This window comes from Streptomyces bacillaris, from assembly GCF_003268675.1.
GTDB lineage: Bacteria > Actinomycetota > Actinomycetes > Streptomycetales > Streptomycetaceae > Streptomyces > Streptomyces bacillaris.
This window is the reverse complement of sequence record NZ_CP029378.1, coordinates 1,286,882-1,304,624: the sequence shown is the minus strand read 5'-3', so window position 1 is coordinate 1,304,624 and position 17,743 is coordinate 1,286,882. Positions and strand designations below refer to the sequence as shown.

The following is a 17,743-nucleotide window of genomic DNA, read 5'->3' as shown; positions in this document are numbered from 1 at the left end:
TCTTCGTCCTGCCGCGACCCGTCCCCGCTCCCACCCACACGCGACCGGGTCGGGGGAGAAGTCCACAGCCGCGGGGGCGACGTTATCAAGGACGGGGACCCTTTCCCTACGCTGCGTCAGGTGCTGGCCCGAGGAGCGTTCCGGGAGATGCGCGGGCCTGTTGTGTAGAAGACTGTGAGGGTGCTCCGGCCCCGGGGCAACGGAAGGGGGGACGCGGATGCGGCATGTGCCCAATCTGCCGACATACGACAAGGATGCGACCACCAGACTGCTCTGCTCGTCGGTCCACCTGGACGACGCGTTCGCCCGCTACGCCCACCAGGAGCTGTCCGGGGACCGCCTCACCGCGACCGGCCTGCCGCTGGGCGTGAACCTGCTGGCGCTCGCCCGCCACGCGAGCCTGGCGACCGCGCGGACGGACCTCCGCGACCGCCGACTGGCCTGGCTCTGCGCGGTGTGGTGGCTCGCGGTGCTCACCGTGATCGGAGGCCTGGCCGCCGGTTCGACAGGGCCGGCGGAGCTGGCCGTTGTCGTCCTGCTGGCCGTGCTCGGCTGCTCCTGGTACCTGATGCACCGGACCGAGTCCCGCGCCCGCGCCGCCGCCCTCGATGCGCGCTACTCCACCGCCCGCCCCCAGGATCTCGCCCCCGAGGTGGCCGACGGGACCGAACAGCGGCTGCGCGGGCTGCGGCGGCCCAACATGGTGCCGTACACGCAGAGCGCGGAGCGGCAGAACCCCTTCGTCGGCAGCGGGGACAGGATCAAGGAGACGGTCTGGCAGCCGATCGACATCAGCCGCCCGGCCGACGCTCCCGGCGGCGGCAAGGAGACCCTGATCCCCTTCGACGCCGTCGACCTCCACACGTACCTGGCACGGGAGTTGGGCAACCTCGCCGGACTCGAAGGGCTCCGGGCCCAGAACCGGCTCTACGTGCTCGGCCCCCAGGTCGTCTACCTCGGCGACGACGTGCTGCCGGACCGGCTCCGCCCGCCCAACACCGAGATCCCGCCGCCGCTGGTCAAGGCCGGACTGCTGAAGCCGGGGGCGGGCATGCGCACCTATCTCAGCCTGGAACGGGTCGGCGAGGGCGGCCGGGTCATCGTCTCGATGCACCTGCGGGCCCGCCTCCAACACCCCAGCCTCTCCTGGGAGGTGGCCGCCTACTGCATCCCCCCGCTGCACGCCCGCCACTACGGGGCGGACTACCTTCCGCGCGACGGGCTCGAACGCTGGTGGAGCCTCGTCCGGTTCGCCACCTCGCACACCTGGTCCGGGCTGATCGGCGCCCCCGGCCGGATCGGGCGCCGCAACGCCGAGCGCAGGCGGCGCGCCCGCGAACTGGAGAAGGTGCGCAAGGACATCAGCAAGCGGCATCTGCTGTACGACTACGGCTCCACGGACAGCCTCCGCGAACGGGTCGCCTCCTGGGACCAGTTGGGCCACTCCGAGCGCACCGACTCGCAGGACTTCCTGCACCGGCTCCAGCAGGGCGTGCTCATCGCCACCGAGCGGTTCCTGAAGGCCCACAACGTGGACACCAGCTCCTTCGACCAGGCCCAGCAGGTCATCACCACCCAGACGTACAACATCTCCGGCGACATCACCGGCCCCGCCAACATCGGCAGCAACGGACAGATCTCCGCCTCCTTCGGCCAGGGGGCCCAGACCCCGGCGGCGGCCTCCGGCGGCGGACCCACGCCCTGACCTCCGACCCACCGACGAACCGCACCAGGAGAGACACATGAGCACCTACAACTTCCACGGCAACATCTCCGGCCCCAGCAACTTCGGCGACCACGGAAAGATCGAGGTCACCTACGGCGCGCCCCCGGCCGAGGCGCTCCAGCTCGCCGCCGACCTCGTCCAGCTCGTCCGCCGGGAGGCGGCACGGCCGGAACTTGCCGCGGAGGCGGAGTTCGTGCGCGGCGAGCTGGTCCGGGCGGGGGAGGAGGGGCGCCCCGCCGACCGGGGGCGGATCCGGCAGGCGCTGGAGACGCTGACGGTGGGGCTCGCGGCGGGCAGCGGCGGCATCGCCCTGGCCCAGGAGATCGGGCGGCTCGTCGGGCTCTGAGGGGGAGTTGGGGCCCGGAAGGCCCGGAGAGGGCAGGGGCGGGATGCCCGGTCGCAGGTCGAGCCTTCCTCGGTAGTCTGCACGGCATGATCAACTCATCCACCGCACGGTCCGGTGACGCCGCAGCCACATCCGACGTCGATGTCGCGACAGCCGCGGCGCAGGCCGGTGCGGAAGTCGTCCGCACCCTGTACGGGCAGGAGCTCGCCCGTATCGACAAGGGCGCCGGGGACTTCGCCACCGCCGCCGACGTGGCGGCGGAGAAGGCGATCCTCGACGTCCTCCGCGCTGCCCGGCCCGCCGACGCGGTGCTCGGCGAGGAGGGCGGGCAGCAGGGCGCCGGTGCCGCCGACGGGGTCCGCCAGTGGCTGGTGGACCCCCTGTGCGGCACGTTGAACTACGCCGTCGGCACCCTGCTCGTCGCCGTCAACGTGGCGCTGCGCGGCGGGGCGGCGGCGGTGGCCGACCCGTTCGGCGGCGAGGTCTTCCGTACCGACGGGGAGCGCGCCTGGGTACGGCGCGCCGGGGCCGACGACGTACCGCTGGCGCCCACGGCCGCCACCGGGCTGGTGGACGTCAACCTGGACCCGCCGTTCCCGGGCGCGCCGGGATTCCGGGCCGTGGAGCTGCTCGCCCACCCGGAGTTCGGCCGGCAATTCCGGCCGCGCGTCGGCTCCACGACCCTGGCGCTCGCCTGGGTCGCGGCCGGGAAGCGTGCCGCGTACGTCAGCGACGGCGGCGACCTCTCCGGGAGCGTGCACTTCGCCGCCGGTATCGCCCTGTGCCGGGCGGCGGGCTGTGTCGTCACCGGGATCGACGGCTCCCCGGTCGGTGAGGGCCCGGGGCGGGGCCACGGGCTGGTGGCCGCCGCCGACGAGGAGACCCACGGGCGGCTGATGTCGATGATCCGGGGCGGCTGAAGCCATCCGGGGCCGGGGCCTGGGTTCCCATGCTGGGGCTCGGGCCGTGATCCCGTGGCCGGGGCCGCGACCACCATCGTGAGACGCGGCCCCGGGGCTACCGTGGTATGCCCCCGCGCTACTTCGCGTGGACCGCCGCCTGTGCCCCGCCGAGGTCGAGCCGCAGCCCCGCCCGGAGCGGCACGGTCTGGCCCGGGGCGATCTCCTGCGAGGTGCCGTCGGAACGGGTCCCCGTCCAACTGGTCGACGAACGGTTCGCCAGCCCGAACTTGCCCGGCTTGCTGGGGTGTTCGGTGAGCACCGCCACCAGCGTGGCATCGCTGTAGTCGTGGCGGGAGGGCTCGGGCGCCAGATGGTGTTCGTGGACCCGGGCGTCCCGGCGCAGCCGGACATGGCGCTCCGAGCGGGGCAGCGGGGTGACGATGCTCAGCCGGGGCGGCAGGATCAGCGAGCTGCCGCAGGACCAGCATGTTCCGGCCGTGGTCGCGGCGGGCTGCGTCATGTTCTGCCGGCCGCAGTCGGCGCAGTCCACGATGGCGTCCAGCACGGACCGCAGCGCGTCCCGCCACTGCGACTCGCGCACCCGGGCGGTCGGCTGGTGCAGGCCCACGGTGAAGTTGTGCGTGAAGAGGTCCTGGAGGGCCGGGGGAGCCGCGGCCCAGGTGTGCAGGACGGTGGACTGCTCCACGGGGTCGGGGGCGTTCGCCTGGTCGGCCGGGTCGAAGACGAACAGCGGCTGCTTCCCGTACAGCCGCTTCTCCGCCGCCTCGTCCAGGCAGTGGATCTCCAACTCCCGCTTGCCCTTCAGCGGATGATGGTTCATCAGGAGCATGAACAGCAGCACCGAGAGCGAGTGCAGATCGGACTGGGTGCCGGGCCGGGCCCCCGGGTCGCCGCGCACCAGCTCGGGCGCCATGAACTCCATGGTCCCCGAGATGCCGGTGGCGTCTCCCTCGACCACGGCGTTGTCGTTGTCGCAGACCAGGACGTCACCGGTGGCCGGGTCGAAGAAGATGTTGCCCCAGGAGATGTCCCGGTAGGCGATCCCCCGCGAGTGGAGCGCCTGGTAGGCCTCCACCGTGTAGAGCGCGGCGGTCAGCAGCGCGCGCGGGGTGGTCCGCAGCCTGCGGCGGAAGAGGTCGGGCAGCCCCTTGAACCGGTCCGGCCGCAGATCCATCAGATAGCCGAAGGCCCCCGCCCCGGCCGGCGACGGCACGTACGCGGTGGGCCACAGGAACCGGTCGTCGTCGAAGTCCCGGTCGACCAACTCCCGTACGATGTCGGACTGCTCGGGCGTCGCACAGGATGGGTAGTACCACTTCAGGGCGCGCTCGCCCGACGCGGTCGCCACCCGGTACACCTCGCCCTGGCCGCCGGCGCCGAGCATGTCGATGACGCGGACGGACTCCCCGTCGTCAGCGGTGAGGAGCGTTCCTCCGTCGAGCATGCCGGTCATGCGTCACTCCGTGGTTCGTCTGGTGCGGGGCCGTGGTCCGCCGCGTCGGGTTCGGGCCGCCGGGCGGCGACCAGGGTCGTGTCGTCACCGGAGTAGCGGGCCGCCTCGGCCAGCCACCCGGGGAGGGCTTCGCGTACGTCGTCGGGGCCGCCGTCCTTCGCCAGCCGCTGGTCCAGCCCGGCCATGAACTGGGCGAACCCCTCGTCGGACGCGAAGCTCTTGGAGAGGCCGTCGGTGGAGAGGACGATCAGCCGCGGGGTGCGGTCGGGCGCGACGACCGGCGCCCAGTGCACCCGTACCAACTGCCAGGCGTGGCGGCTGCAGAGGGACTCCGTCTCGTCCCCGAGATCCGCCTCCACCGGGGCCAGCGGCAGCGCCACCGCCCCGTCGGCACCGATCACCGTCAGCTCACCGTCACCGAGCTGCCACGCCGCGAAGAGCTGCGGGGTGACCACCGCACCGACCAGCGTCGCCCCGTACAGCAGCAGCTTCCGGCCCTTGGGGGGCGGCTCCGCCGCCGGGTTCACCGTGTCCGGGTGGCGGTCCCAGTGGGCGAGCACGCTCTCCTGCCAGGCCGCCGCCAGCTGCCGGGGCAGCTCGTTGCGCGCGTAGTTCATCAGCCAGCTCAGGCTGTGCGTTCCGTCCGGCCCCTCGGAGCGCGCCAGTTCGGCGAACGTACGCGCCTGGGCGGCGAACAGGTCGACCGCACACCGCGCCCCGATATGGCTGCGGGCGTGCACCGCCGAACCGTGGCCGTCCGCCACCGCGAGGATCAGCGGATCGCTCGCGGACCCGGATCCCTCGGCGACGTACCAGTCCTGGTTGAGCTGCTTGTTGACCCCCTGCACGCTGTGCTCCAGCGTCTCCCAGCGGGCCTCTCGCGGCGGCTGCCGCCGCTCAGGAGCGCTCACCAGACGTCGTCATCGTCGTCGTCCAACTGCGGGGGCGCGTAGGGCGGTTGCTTTACCGTGGTGTCGGTGGGGGAGGCCACCGGCTGGGACGCGGCCTTGACCGCGGCCGTCGAGGCCCAGCGGATCGCCGCCGCCAGCTGCTTGGGGCTGTTGGCGTCCAGCGGCTGGAGCTCGGGGTTGCCCAGGAACTCCTGGAGCACGCTGCGGTCCGCGTCCGCCCCGATCGCGATGGCCACCCGCACGGCCTTCTTGCCCCAGGGGGTGGCGTCCAGCGCCCGCAGCCCCGACTTCCAGTCGTCCGTCGGCACCCCGTCGGAGACCAGGGCCAGCACCGGCTTGAGCGCGCGCTGCGGCATCGGGGGCGTCTGCAGCTCCCGGGAGACCATCTCCAGCGCCTCGCCCAGGTTGGTCATGCCGTCGACCTGGACGTCCTGCCAGGTGAAGTCGTCCACCGGCACCGGATCCTTGTGGTGCCACCGCGCCTCGGTGGAGAACGTCAGCGTCCGCAGCAGGAGTTGGGCCGCCGGGTTGTCGTGGGCCACCGACCGCATCTCGGGAACCGCCTCCCGGATCGCGTAGTTGAGCTGTCCGATCTTCTCGCCCTGCATGGAGTAGGAGCAGTCCAGCAGCCAGATGAAGTGGACCGGCCGGTTCGCCATGGGACCGCCGGGAATGTCACTCACTCGAAGCCCTCCTTGTCATGGTGTGTGCGTCGCCCCGCGGGGGACGTGCTGGGGTGGGTGCCGCCGTCACTCGCCGGGCCAGTCGGGCAGCAGGCTGACGGCGAACGCCAGCCCCCGGGCCAGGAGCCCGGCGAGGACGAGGACGGCGGCGACGACGAACAGGGTGAGGAGCAGCCGACGCCCCCGCGTGATGTTCGGTGTAACGACCGGCATAGCCGTGGACCGTCTCTCTCTTCTCGTACGTGACCGACCTTAACGATCACGTCGGGCTCCGTCATGGGGTTGAACGATCTTGTACGGGCGCCTCGCGCGGGCCCGGTACGGACGGGGACGGGGACGGCGGGCCGACCGCGGAGCCCGAGGGGGCGCCTTGAGGCTCTCGGACTCCTCGGGGAGCAGCTTGCCGACCCGTAGGCCCGTGCGGGCGAGAATCCACAACACCGCCTCCGCCGCCCGCTGTTGCTCGCTCACCAGAGGGCCCGTCCCGGTGGCCGCGTAGGCGCTGAGCGCCCAGTACCGGCGGGTGCGGAAGCGGTGCCCCAGGTCCCGTACCAGCCGGTCCAGACCGATCGTGGCCAGCCACGGACCGATGCCCGTGGCCGGGACGCGCAGCCGATCGATCCGGTCCAGCACATCCCGCTTGGTGACCACCACCGCCAGCGGCAGCCGGGTGCCCCGACGCCGGCCGGTCAGCCCCGGAAGCTCGCCGGTGAACGTCTGGTACGTCTCCCAGGGTCCCGGCTCCGACGGGTTGGCCCCGCGCGCCAGCGCCTCCTCGTCCGCCGAGAAGGACCGGCGCACCCGGGGGTCGGCCAGCACGTCGACGACCAGGATCACCCCGTCGGCGTGGGCCAGATACTCCTGGCGGCGGGTGGAGTCCACGTCGTACAGGGACTCGCCCATCGGGTCGTAGAGATAGAGGAGCCGACGGCCGCGGCGGTGGCTGATCCGCAGCATCAGCGCCCGGGGCTGGCCGCCCTGCGTCTTGCGGACCCGACCGGACTGCTTGAGCTGCCCGTCGAGGTCCACCACGTCCCGCCGGTCGTCGGCCGTCGCGAACTCGACCTTCAGCGCGCTCCGCCCGGCGCTCGCGTGCAGCCCGGCGACCGCGGCCGCCATCAGCATCGTCTTGCCCGACGACGTCCCGCCGACCACCGGGATGTGCACCGTGCGCAGCCGTCCGATCCCGGACGGGAGCGACCGGTCGCAGTGCGGGCACTCGACGGGGAGCCGGTCGCGCCCGAACAGGGAGACGGCCGTGAGCCGCCGCCCGCACGAGCAGAGGTGCCACAGCGCGCCGAACCTCCCCGGCCGCAGCTCCCGGTGGGCCGTGCGGCACCCCGGGCAGCGGTGCACGGCGAGCGGGAAGGGCCGGTAGCACCCCGGGTAGGGGCACTTCATCCGGACTCCCCGCACCAGCGCCACGCCCCGGTCCGCCCCGCGCAGCACGGCGACCCCGGCCACCGCCGCCAGCCACACCAGGCCCGCCAGCAGCCACATCACGAGGTGGACCAGCACCATGACCGCCGACGCCAGGAGCGCCCCCGTGATGGCACCGAGCGCGGTGCCCGGGGCCAGCAGCCGGACGACGGAGCGGGCGATCCAGTGGTCGAAACGGTAGCCGGTGGAGGGCTGGCGGCCGGTGAACATGCGCCGGGCGGTGACCGCCATCCACCGGCCCAGCAGCCGGTGCCGGACGGCCGACGCGGCTGTCCGGGTGGAGGTGTACGCGTCCACCCACAGCAGCTCCGACCAGTACGCGCGCCGCGCGGGCTCGGCCCCGACGGGCGGGATACGGGGGTCGGGGGTGCCGGTGGTCCGAGGGCCGATGCCCTGGGCGGAGGCGCGCAGGGCCAGGGCGAGGAACTCCCAGAACGCCCGGAACAGACACACCCCCGCCCAGACGGCCACGGTCAGCCAGAGCGCCGCCGAGATCAGCCCGCCCATCAGGAGTCACCGCCGCGACGGCGGCCCGGCGTCCGGCTGTCGCGGCTGCCGAAGCGGAGGCCGAGGCGGCTCAGGGCGCCGGGGCGGTTCCAGGCGCGGAAGTCGTCCGCGTACCGGCTGCCGCGCTCGGTGAGAGCCGCCTCCACAGCAGCCAACTCCTGGGCGCCCAGCGCCCGTGCGGCCGGTCGGAGGACCCCGTCCAGCAGCGGGCCCCGGACCTTGCCCCACGCGCCGCCCGCCTGCGGGTGGGCGTTCCAGTCGACGAAGCGGGCCGCCAGGTAGTGAGGGTCGCGCAGGAGCCGGTCGCGTACGGAGTCCTCGCGGGCGACCTGCTCGTAGGCCGCGCAGAGGTCGGCGTCGTTGCCGCGGATCAGGTCGTCCAGCTCGCGGCCCGGGCCGGGGTCGTGCAGCAACTGCCGGGCCAGGCGGCCGAAGACGTGCTCCAGCACCGGGGGGTTCACCGGTTCGGCGGCCCTCCGGAGCCCGAGGACCCGGTCCACCCAGCCGGGCTCCGCGCCACCCGCCCGCAGGTCGCGGGCGAACTCCAGCAGCAGGAGCGCCGCCCGGTCGCGGGGCGGGAGCCGGTCGGGGAACGCGGTGAGGAGTTCGTGGGCCAGCTCGTCCGTATGCGGGTCCCCCGGGAGGCCGTTGAGCGCCGCCGTGACCAGGAAGGGCCAGGTCTCCGCCGTACGGTGGAGGTCGGCGCCCTGCTCGGCGAGGACGTACCGGGCCTCCTCCGGCGTCGGCGTGGCCGCCCCCCACACCAGGCGGAAGGCGATCCGCAGCAGCGGCGGATGGGCCACGACGGAGACCCCCGCCGCTCCCAGGACGGCCCGCAGCTCCCCGGTCCGGTCCCGGGCACCGGTGCCGTCCCCGCCACCGGACGGGGAGCGGGCGATCCAGCCGCACATCCGCAGATACGGCAGGGCCTCCCGGCTCTCCAGCTCCAGCGGGGCGCGCTCCAGCAGCACGGTGACGGAGGCCGGAGCCGCCCCGGCCGCCGTGTCCAGCTCCCGCAGCAGGGCGGAGCGCAGGTCGGGCCGGTCCGCGAGTGTCCCGTCCAGCTCACCTCCGTACGCGGACGGATCGGCCAGCAGCGCGGACGCCAGCCGGTGGGCGAGCGAGGGCACGAGATCGGCGTAGTCCACACCGAGGGAACCGGCCACCCGCAGCAGCCGGAGCGGACGCCCGGTGCCGCCCGCCGCGTCCGCGATCCCGGCCCGCAGCTCCGGGCCCAGCTCGGCTGCCAGCCGCCGGGCCACCTCGTCGGTCAGGGCCCCACGGTCCGGCGGGCGGACCGGCTCGGCCGAGCGGACGGCGGCCGTGAAGAGCCGGGCGGCCAGCGGGGCGGCGATCTCCGGCCGCAGACCGGCACCGACCCGGGCGAACAGCTCGGCCAGGGCGGCGGTCTCGGCGGGTGGGGTGGACGCCGGTACGGGTGCTACGTCCGGCTGGGGCGCTGTTGGTGTCGGCCAGGGTTCCGTCGGGGTGTGCCCAGGCCCCGCCGATGTCGGCCAGGGTTCCGTCGGCGTGTGCCCAGGCCCCGCCGATGTCTGCCCGGGCTCCGTTGGCGTGTGCCAAGGCTCCACCGGCGTGTGCCGGGGCTCCGCCGGGGTGTATCCGGGCTCCGCCAGGGTCTGGACCAGCCCCTCCAGCTCCTCCTGGCTCAGCTCCGAGGGATGCTCGCACGCCCAGCGAGCCGCTGCCGTCCGGTGCGGGGACGGCAGGTCGATCCCGGCGCACAGGGCGAGCGCCGAGAGGGGGCCCGGCGTGAACGGGTCGCCCGGGAGCCGGTCGGCGTACTGGAAGAGTTCGAGGGCACCGGCCGACCAGATCCGGGCGGCGGCCACCGCCCACGGCGTCGGCTCCGGGCTGTCGGGGGAGGGCGGGACGGTGCAGTCGTGGACCCGGTGGCGGCGCCCGGAGCCGGCCAGGCCGTGGGCGTCGTCCGGCAGGACGCCGATGATCCGCTGCCCGGCGAGGTGCGGGCGCCGGGTGTAGGTGGTGAACGTCAGCCGGTGGACGGCCCGGCGCGGCAGCACCGTGCTCGCCAGGACCACCCACCGGGCCACATCGGCGCTGTCCCGCTCCACGAGGACGATCTGCGGCGCGGTCTCGTCCTCGGCCTGGCGCTGGAGGTCGGTGAAAACGGCGGCCAGCCAGGGCGCCCTGGACGCGGCGAAGGCGATCAGGCCGTCCCGGTCCAGCCCGCTGGAGGGCGGCAGCACGGACAGGGGCGGCGGCGTGCCGCCCTCGGGGGTGGCCGTGGCCCAGCCGGGGGACTCCCAGGCGCTGACGGGCAGGGCGCCGTCCGGGAGTTGCTGCCCCGGGGCCAGGTGCACGGCGTGGGCGTGGAAGTTGCCCCAGCGGCCGCTGTAGTCGGCGCCCGTGTAGACCGTACGGGCCAGCAGCCGGCTGCCGTCGGACAGCTCGCTGTAGCTGAACGCCCGGGGGAACGCGTCGAGTTCATCCGCCGACGGGCGTGCGGGCGCGTTCCGGGGCGGCTCGTAGCCGATGAGCTGCTCGGCCTCCCGGAGCACCGACTGCGGCAGCCCGGGGGTGAGCGCGGTGAAGCGGAACCCCGAGCCGTCCGGGCCGGGCGGCGCCGAGGTGTAGTGCAGCTGTCCCAGGCTCATGCGTCGGCCTTCCCCGTGAGGTCCCGGCTCTCCCGGCGGTCGCCGAGGCGGTCCTCCTCGCGGCCCTTGCGGCCCTTGCGGACCGGGATCAGCCCGCGCCGTCCCAGCAGCCAGAGCAGCGGGTCCTCCACCCGGACCGGCTGCGGGCCCGACTTCGGGGCGTCGGCCGGTGCGTCGGCGGGCGGCGGGGAGCCGAGGGCGGAGAGGCCGAAGTACGACAGCTCGGCGAAGTCGTTCTCCAGCTGGCGGCAGAGCACCCCGGAGTCCCAGTCGCTCAGCAGGGAGCGCAACTCCTCGTGCACGGCCAGCCGGTCGTCGTCATCGTGCTTGCCGCCGGTGTGGGGCGCGTTGTGCAGCAGCGGTGAGTGCGCGCCCAGCAGCGGCCTCAGCGCGTCCGTCTTCGTCACGGCGACGGCCATCGGGGTAGTGACCCGGCCCCGCGACACGCTCCGTCCGTGGGAACGGAGTTGGACGGCGAGATCGGAGGCGATCTGCTGCGGCGAGGTCTCGACCGCGGGCAGCGGCGGCCCGTCGGCGGACCCGGTGCGGTCGCGCACCGAACCGAGCTGGAGCGGGTCGACGAGCAGGATGATCCCGTCGGCCGCCGCCAGGTACTGGGTGTAACGGGCCATCGCCTCCGCGCTCTTGAGGTCCTCGCCCGCCGCGTCGAAGAAGACCAGGGTGGTGTGTCTGCTTCCCCTGGCGTACCGCCCCCGGCGCGGCACGCTCAGCCGGTAGAGCAGCGGGTCGTTGAAGCCCAGCGCCGCCGGACGCGTGGTGTCCGGGAGGCGCAGCCGCTCGTAGAGGTCCTCCTCCATCTCCCGGTCCCGGCGCTGGGTCTCGGCCCCCATCGCGGGCAGCGAGATGGTGAACTCCCGGCCCACCCGGCCCCGCAGTTCGTTGACGAGCACGGACACATAGGTGCTCTTCCCGGAGGCCTTGGCGCCGACCAGGGCGATGATGCGGCTGTCCTGGTCGCAGTACTCACCGGGGAAGTCGTTGTGGCAGCCCCGGCAGACCCGCACTGCGGTGGCCACCCCGCACCGGGGGCACGGCTGCCGGGCGGAGGTGCCGCGGAGGGCCGCCAGCGTCCGGGGCGCGGGGAAGACCGGGCCGCGCAGCCGCTGCGACGGCGGCAGGCCCGGACCCATGAAGTCCGCCCATACGTCGTCGGGTTCGGCATCGCACGGGGTGCCGCCGCGCACGCCGTTCGGCGTCATCAGACAGCGGTAGGGCAGTCGCGCGGCGGGTGCGCGGTCGAAGCAGTAGGGGCAGATGACGGTCGTCATGTCAGCGCACCACCAGGTCCGTGGGAGAGGGTTCGTCGAGGCGTACGTCGGCGGCCCCTTCGCCGAGGAGGAATCCGCGCAGGGCGTACGGGGGCCGGAGGCCGGACGGCAGGGGCAGCTCGACCGGGCTGCCGGGGCGCAACCTGCCGCCGTCCAGCCGGAGCAGGGCCGTCCCGTCCGTGGGGGTGCGCGGCCGGATCGGTGCGCGGCCCTTCTCCGTACGGCCCTTCTCGGTACGGACCACGAGCACGAACTCCGGCAGACCGGGCGGCACTTCACCCGGGCAGGAGAGGGTGACCCGCAGCAGCGCGGGACCCCGGCGCAGCGCCCGGCGGGGGCCGGGGACGATGCGGTAGCTGACGGTGATCTCCGGCGGCACCCGGGTCCCGCCGCCGGGCGGAGGGACGACCACCGCGTCCGGCGTGCGGGGCGCGGCGGAGAGGGTGAGGGAGAACGCGGACGGCGCCACGTCCACGTACAGCCCCTCCCGGACGTAGGTGCTGCGGGTCACCCGGCGCACGGTGCTCCCGCCGTCCTGCTCCACGGTGGCCGCCACCTCGCCGGCCTCGGCCGGCCAGTCGAACGTGACGCGGGCCCGGCCCCCGGCCACCCGCTCCACCCGCGCCCCGGCCACCGGCGGCGGGCACTCCACGACCAGCCCCGGCCCCGCCACCGCGCGTGGGCCGAGCACGGCCAGGGCGGACACCCGGGTGACCGAGCCCGGAGGCGGCACCAGACCGCCGCCCGCCGCGGCCTCCCAGGGCAGTGGGGCGGGCCAGGGCCGCGCCGGGTCGTACGTCAGCTCCGCCCCGGGTTCCGGCGGGTCGGCGGGCCAGGAGACCAGCCGTACGTCCGCGTCCCGGCCACCGCTCCAGGCGAACCGCACGGCCCCCTGTACGACCGTCGCGTCGAGCCGGTCCACGGGCGCGGGCCAGGGGTCGACGACGACGTGATGCTCCATGCCCGGCGACTCGACGACGGACCCGTCCGGTGACCGGTAGCGGCAGTGGACGCGCACCACATGGGCGCCGACGGCGAGCCCGGTCGCGGTGAGCGCCCCCGTACGCACCGAGACGCCGTCCACCACCGGCCCGTCCGGGCCGTACAGCCGGACCCGCACGTCCAGCGCACCCGACGGCTCGGTCCAGGTGGCGTCGATCCGGCCCCGGCCGGTGGTGGAACGCAGCCCGGAGACGTCCGCGGCCACGAGCAGCACGTCGGAGACCACGGGCGGCCCGTCGATCCGGCCGTCCCGCAGCGGGAACGCGGCATAGCGGACCTCCTGGCCGAACGGCGGATGCCGGTCCACCCAGCCGCCCGCCGGGGAGGCGTGCTCGATCTCGGTGATCCCGGTCGGGCCGTCCGGCACCCGGGTCAGCCGGAGGACCCGCCGGGCGGGTGCCCCGTCGGCGGCTGGGAGGGCGGCGGAGAGCGACACGGCCTCGGCGGCCGGGCGGACCGCCAGCGCATCGGCGGGGCCCGCACTCCCGTCCTCCGCCCGGCGCACCCGTACCAGGGCGAGCACGGCGCGGGGGCAGTCGGCGGCCAGCCGGGCGGCCCTGAGGAATCCGGCCTGCGCCGCGCGTACGTCACCCGACCGCTCGGCCTTCCGCCCCGCGTCGAGCGCCCGGTCGGCCTCCTTCGCCCGTAGGGCGATGTCCGACAACCGCCCGCGCAGCGCCGCGTCGCCCCCGCCGTCCGCCGGTAACCGGGCCGCCAGCCGGGCGGCCCGCCGCACCTTGCCGCTGCTCCAGGCGTCCTCCAACCCCTCGGCTGCTTCCCGCTGTTGCCCGTCCAGCCGGGGCCGCCCGGCGGCCGCGCGGACGAGGGCGCGCGCCTCCCGGGGGCAGACCCCCAGCGCGACGGCGGTCCCGGGCTCGGAGCCCTGCGGGTGTGCCTGGAGGAGTCCGGTGAGCTGGTACAGGAGGATGCGGCGCAGCGCGGCGGGGTCCTGGAGCTGGACTGCCTCCAGCTGGGTGAGGAGCGGCCCGTACGCCACACCCCGTACGACGGCGATCTCCTGGATCCGCCCGGCCCCGATGTGCTGCCAGCGACGGGCCGCCCGCTCCTCGAAGACCCCGTCGAGCACCCGCAGCACCCGCCCGCGCTCCACGAGCGCGTCACCGATGTGCCGTAACCCCAGGGCCTGTTGCCGGGCGACGAGGTGACCGTAACCGGGAACGAGCGGGGAGAGCGGCAGCCCCCGCACGGCACGGCGCAGCCCAAGGCTCTGCCCGAACTCCAACCCCACCTGCGCCCCCGTGCTCACTGCTCATGCTCCCGCCACGACCCATCCCAGCAGATCCGGGGCGTGCGCGGCGGCGTTTCTCCCATCATGTGTCCCGAGCGAGACCGGAGAGAGAGGAGGGCGGCGGCCCGTGGCCACCGCCCTCCTGTACAGGTCCGAGGTTCTTGTGCGCTTACGCCCTACGTCCTACGCCCTTACGTCAGCGGCTCCACCCACACGTTCCGGTAGCGGATCTTGCTGCCGTGGTCCTGGAGCCTGATGGCCCCCGCCGTCGCCGCCTCGGCCGCTCCGCCGCCGGTCGGGCCGTCGACCGCCACGTCGTCGTGGACGGTGACGCCGTTCCAGACGACGCTGATCCTGGCGTCCTCCGTCTTGTTGCCCGCCGCGTCGAAGCGGGCGGCGCGGAAGGTGATGTCATAGGTCTGCCAGGTCTCGGGCGGGGTGGCCGCGTTCACGTCCGGGGCCTTCTTCGTGTAGATCGATCCGGCCTCGTTGTCGGCCAGGGTGTCGTCACCGTACGAGTCCAGGATCTGCACCTCGTACCGCTCCTGGAGGTAGACACCGCTGTTGGCGCGGTCCTGGCCGGTGACGTCCGGCGGGAGGTTCGGCAGCCAGAACTCCACGTGGACGCGGAAGTCCGCGAACCCCTGCTTGGTGCGCAGGTCGCCGTCCTTGATCTCCATCTCCCCGTTGCTCACCGGCCATTGGGGCGACCGGCCGTCCGGGTGCTGCCAGTTGGCCTGGTCGGTGCCGTCGAAGAGCTGGATGCGGGCGCCCTGGGGGTGGACGGCGATCATGTCGAGGTTCACATGGCCGGTGTCGCCGCTGTCGTAGGAGTACGTGATGGTGTTGCGGCCCTCGCGCAGCTGAAGTTGCTCGTTCTTCGTCGCCCAGGTCTTCCAGTCGGTGGTGGAGCCGAGGCTCGTCTGCCGGACCTTCGTGCCGTTGACGTGGACGCTGATGGTCTTGGTGCCGGGGGCCGGGTGCGGGCCGTTGGAGTAGCGCAGGCCGACGTCGTACGTCCCCGCCTTCTCCGCCGTCACGTCGAAGGTGACCGCCGCGCCCTGGTTGCCGAAGTTGTCGACGAAGCCGCCGCCCGAGTAGCCCGCGTGCTCGGTGTCGACGCCCGCGCCGCCGGTGAGGGTGGCCTCCTCCGCCTCGTACAGGGTGGGCGGAGGCTGGTCTCCCGGGAGGGAGTTGAGCGTGTACCAGGCTTCCGTGGACCACAGCTCCGTGCCGCTCGCGGAGGAGAAGGGGCGCGGGGAGCGGACGTGGACGACGCGGTTCGGCTTGAGGCCGGGAAGGGCGAGCGTGACCTTCCTGCGGTCCTCGGAGAGCGTGGCCGAGCCGACCCGGAGGGTTTCCTCGTCGATCTTGGGGCCGCCGTAGGCCGGGGTGGGCGCGTAGGTCCACTGCTCGACCTGGTAACTCTGGGCCAGGTTCGCCGCCGTCTCCTCCGAGAGCGGCTCGGTGTACTCCAGCTCGAAGCCGCCGGGCTTCGCCCGCATCGCCAGGATGTCGAACGCCTTGCCGCCGCTGGGGGTGAGCTTCTGGAGCCCGTACGTCAGCTTGCCCTCCTGGCCCCAGTTGCCGCCCGCGCCGAGCCCGCCCGCGTAGATCGCGCCGTCCGGGCCCGTGCTGATCCGGTTGACGCCCGCCTCCAGGCCCTGGGTGAAGCGGAAGACCGCGCCCTGGTACTCGCCGTGGACCTTCTCCAGGTAGGCGCGCTGGATACCGCCGTACGTCACGTCCCCGAAGAGCAGCTGCCCGGCGAACCGGCCCTCGGTCAACTGGAGAGGTGTGGAGGGCGAGTTGGCTATCTCGTTCTGCGGGAGCCAGAGCACCGGTTTGGTGACGGGCTTCGCGTCGAAGGGGCCGGACGGGTTGGTGTAGTGGTTGAAGAAGCGGTCCTGCTTGATGTGGACCAGCTTGGAGGAGGGCAGCCAGCCGCCCTGGTTGTCCAGGACGAAGAGGTCGTTCTCCGGGCCCCAGCCGATGCCGTTGGGAGTCCGCAGGCCTCCGGCGAGGTAACTGACCTCGCCCGTCTCCTTGTTCACCTTGATGGTGGTGCCGCGGTTCTCGGCGGGCTGCGGGTCCGCCGTCGCGCCGCCGAGGTCGATCGCCACGGAGAGGTTGAGGTAGAAGTGGCCGTCCCGGTAGAGCAGGCCGAAGGCGAACTCGTGGAAGTTGCCGCCGTACGGCCAGGTGGCCACGGTCCGCCGCTCGTCGGTGACGTCGTCGCCGTCGGTGTCGGTCAGCTCGGTGAGTTCGTGCTTCTGCGAGACGTAGAGCTTCCCGTCGACGGCCTTGATGCCCATGGGCTCCTTGAGCCCCTCGGCCACCTTCTTCGCCTCCACCCGGTCCGGGCCGGTCTCGCCCCGCACGCCGTCGAGGAGATAGACCTCACCGGTCTCGTTGTCCGTGCCGCCCCACGTGGCCACCGCGAGTCGCCCGTCCGGCAGCCAGTCCATGGCGGAGACCTGCGGCTCGAACCCCTCGGGGCGCAGATCGGTGAGCGCGTAGTCCGGGTGGACATCGTTGAGCGGCAGCCCGTCGCCGGGGGAGTCGAGCGCGCCCTCGCACTCCTTGCGGCCCGGAGCCGTCACCCGTACGACATCGGCGTCGGTCGTCAGCACGGAGTCCGGTACGACGGTGAACCCGCCGACCCCCGGCGGCTGCCAGGCCAGCGTGACCTGCTGGCCGCCGGTGCGGTCGAAGTGGTCGATGCGCAGGGCGTGGTGGCCCGCCGCGAGGGTGACCGTACCGTCCTCCGGCTCGGCGCCGTGCAACCCGTCGTGGTCGATGACCAGCTGATCGTCGATCAGCAGCCGTGACCCGTCGTCGCTGGTGAGCCGGAACGTGTACGAACCGTCCTCGGGCACATGGATGTTGGCGGTCACCTGGGAGACGAACCGGTCCTCGAAGCCGAAGTCCTCCGGCGCGTTCCAGTCGATCCGCGGCATCAGCTTGTCGACGTTGGGCGTCTGGCCCGCCTTGATGTCGCACAACTCGTCCAGGGGCACCTGGACATCGAAGACCCGCAGGGTCACGCCCGGTTCCTGCGGGGGTAGTTCATCGGCGGCGGGGGCTGCCGTGGCCGGTACGGCGGTGAAGGCGCCGACCAGGAACGAGGCGGCCAGCAGGCCGGTGAGGTGCCTGCGGAGCGGTTGGCGCCCGAGGGGGGCTCGTCTGCGGAGGCGGTGGAACGGCCGTGGATGCATTCTTCCTCCTGGCCCCTCGCAGCGAGAGGCACGTCGCGGCGGTGGGTGGGGCCACCCGGCGCCCGGGGGTGAACGTTCGGCTCGTGCGGGTCGATCTGGTCCGGCTCGGTCGCGTACGGGTCGATCCGGTGCGGCTCGATCGCGTGCGGCTCGGCCTGGTGCGACCGAAACAGTAGGAGGCTTCTGCCGGTGGCGTCCACACTTCGTCATCACTGTGTTCAAAGTTTGCCGGTCCTCGATCAAAGGTCGAACTCCCTTTCTTTCGGGACCTGTTACTCATGTTTCGATGGCGCAACAGCCCTGACCTGTGCCGCACCGGCGTCCCTGGACCGAACCTAGGATCGGCACGGCGTCGAGGAG

Annotated in this window: 12 protein-coding genes; 3 read left to right on the top strand and 9 right to left on the bottom strand. The window is 73.6% G+C overall.

Annotation, left to right across the window (positions count from 1 at the left end; genetic code table 11):
* Positions 1 to 217 precede the first annotated feature (217 nt).
* From DJ476_RS05365 to DJ476_RS05355, 3 genes are all read left to right on the top strand, one after another.
* On the top strand, positions 218 to 1,705 hold the full coding sequence (locus DJ476_RS05365) for a hypothetical protein (RefSeq protein ID WP_103420384.1): 1,488 nt from the start codon (positions 218 to 220) through the stop codon (positions 1,703 to 1,705).
* Between the two features lie 37 nt (positions 1,706 to 1,742).
* Positions 1,743 to 2,072: a hypothetical protein gene (locus DJ476_RS05360; protein ID WP_103420383.1), complete on the top strand. Its 330-nt coding sequence runs from the start codon at positions 1,743 to 1,745 to the stop codon at positions 2,070 to 2,072.
* An 86-nt stretch (positions 2,073 to 2,158) separates the two neighbouring features.
* Positions 2,159 to 2,992: an inositol monophosphatase family protein gene (locus tag DJ476_RS05355; protein WP_112489972.1), complete on the top strand. Its 834-nt coding sequence runs from the start codon at positions 2,159 to 2,161 to the stop codon at positions 2,990 to 2,992.
* Positions 2,993 to 3,110: 118 nt separating this feature from the next.
* Here the strand turns inward: DJ476_RS05355 and DJ476_RS05350 are convergent, their stop codons facing one another.
* From DJ476_RS05350 to DJ476_RS05310, 9 genes are all read right to left on the bottom strand, one after another.
* The gene (locus DJ476_RS05350) at positions 3,111 to 4,448 is read right to left on the bottom strand and encodes a protein kinase domain-containing protein (protein WP_103420380.1); all 1,338 of its coding nucleotides are present in this window, start codon (positions 4,446 to 4,448) and stop codon (positions 3,111 to 3,113) included.
* Positions 4,445 to 5,359, bottom strand: a complete 915-nt coding sequence (locus tag DJ476_RS05345; RefSeq protein WP_070204651.1) for a PP2C family serine/threonine-protein phosphatase — start codon at positions 5,357 to 5,359, stop codon at positions 4,445 to 4,447. The genes DJ476_RS05350 and DJ476_RS05345 overlap by 4 nt, the downstream gene beginning before the upstream one ends.
* Positions 5,356 to 6,018: a vWA domain-containing protein gene (locus tag DJ476_RS05340; RefSeq protein WP_112489971.1), complete on the bottom strand. Its 663-nt coding sequence runs from the start codon at positions 6,016 to 6,018 to the stop codon at positions 5,356 to 5,358. The genes DJ476_RS05345 and DJ476_RS05340 overlap by 4 nt, the downstream gene beginning before the upstream one ends.
* Positions 6,019 to 6,108: 90 nt before the next feature.
* Positions 6,109 to 6,255 carry a hypothetical protein gene (locus tag DJ476_RS34805; RefSeq protein WP_167480365.1) on the bottom strand — a complete coding sequence of 49 codons (147 nt, stop codon included), beginning with the start codon at positions 6,253 to 6,255 and terminating at the stop codon, positions 6,109 to 6,111.
* A gap of 39 nt (positions 6,256 to 6,294) precedes the next feature.
* On the bottom strand, positions 6,295 to 7,989 hold the full coding sequence (locus DJ476_RS05335) for a TRAFAC clade GTPase domain-containing protein (RefSeq protein ID WP_318294374.1): 1,695 nt from the start codon (positions 7,987 to 7,989) through the stop codon (positions 6,295 to 6,297).
* Positions 7,989 to 10,625, bottom strand: coding sequence for a GTPase-associated protein 1-related protein (locus DJ476_RS35385; protein WP_318294372.1), 2,637 nt, complete (start codon positions 10,623 to 10,625; stop codon positions 7,989 to 7,991). The genes DJ476_RS05335 and DJ476_RS35385 overlap by 1 nt, the downstream gene beginning before the upstream one ends.
* Positions 10,622 to 11,914, bottom strand: a complete 1,293-nt coding sequence (locus tag DJ476_RS05320) for a TRAFAC clade GTPase domain-containing protein (protein WP_112489970.1) — start codon at positions 11,912 to 11,914, stop codon at positions 10,622 to 10,624. Before DJ476_RS05320 ends, DJ476_RS35385 begins: the two co-directional genes overlap by 4 nt.
* Before the next feature lies 1 nt (position 11,915).
* Positions 11,916 to 14,183 (bottom strand): hypothetical protein, encoded by a 2,268-nt coding sequence (locus DJ476_RS05315; RefSeq protein ID WP_162638621.1) that lies wholly within the window; start codon positions 14,181 to 14,183, stop codon positions 11,916 to 11,918.
* Between the two features lie 173 nt (positions 14,184 to 14,356).
* Positions 14,357 to 17,383: a family 16 glycoside hydrolase gene (locus tag DJ476_RS05310; protein WP_112489968.1), complete on the bottom strand. Its 3,027-nt coding sequence runs from the start codon at positions 17,381 to 17,383 to the stop codon at positions 14,357 to 14,359.
* Positions 17,384 to 17,743: the final 360 nt, after the last annotated feature.

Coding starts and splice junctions, on each gene's coding strand:
- DJ476_RS05365 (WP_103420384.1), top strand. CDS start 218: ATGCGGCATGTGCCCAATCTGCCGACATACGACAAGGATGCGACCACC.
- DJ476_RS05360 (WP_103420383.1), top strand. CDS start 1,743: ATGAGCACCTACAACTTCCACGGCAACATCTCCGGCCCCAGCAACTTC.
- DJ476_RS05355 (WP_112489972.1), top strand. CDS start 2,159: ATGATCAACTCATCCACCGCACGGTCCGGTGACGCCGCAGCCACATCC.
- DJ476_RS05350 (WP_103420380.1), bottom strand. CDS start 4,448: ATGACCGGCATGCTCGACGGAGGAACGCTCCTCACCGCTGACGACGGG.
- DJ476_RS05340 (WP_112489971.1), bottom strand. CDS start 6,018: ATGGCGAACCGGCCGGTCCACTTCATCTGGCTGCTGGACTGCTCCTAC.
- DJ476_RS34805 (WP_167480365.1), bottom strand. CDS start 6,255: ATGCCGGTCGTTACACCGAACATCACGCGGGGGCGTCGGCTGCTCCTC.
- DJ476_RS05335 (WP_318294374.1), bottom strand. CDS start 7,989: ATGGGCGGGCTGATCTCGGCGGCGCTCTGGCTGACCGTGGCCGTCTGG.
- DJ476_RS35385 (WP_318294372.1), bottom strand. CDS start 10,625: ATGAGCCTGGGACAGCTGCACTACACCTCGGCGCCGCCCGGCCCGGAC.
- DJ476_RS05320 (WP_112489970.1), bottom strand. CDS start 11,914: ATGACGACCGTCATCTGCCCCTACTGCTTCGACCGCGCACCCGCCGCG.
- DJ476_RS05310 (WP_112489968.1), bottom strand. CDS start 17,383: ATGCATCCACGGCCGTTCCACCGCCTCCGCAGACGAGCCCCCCTCGGG.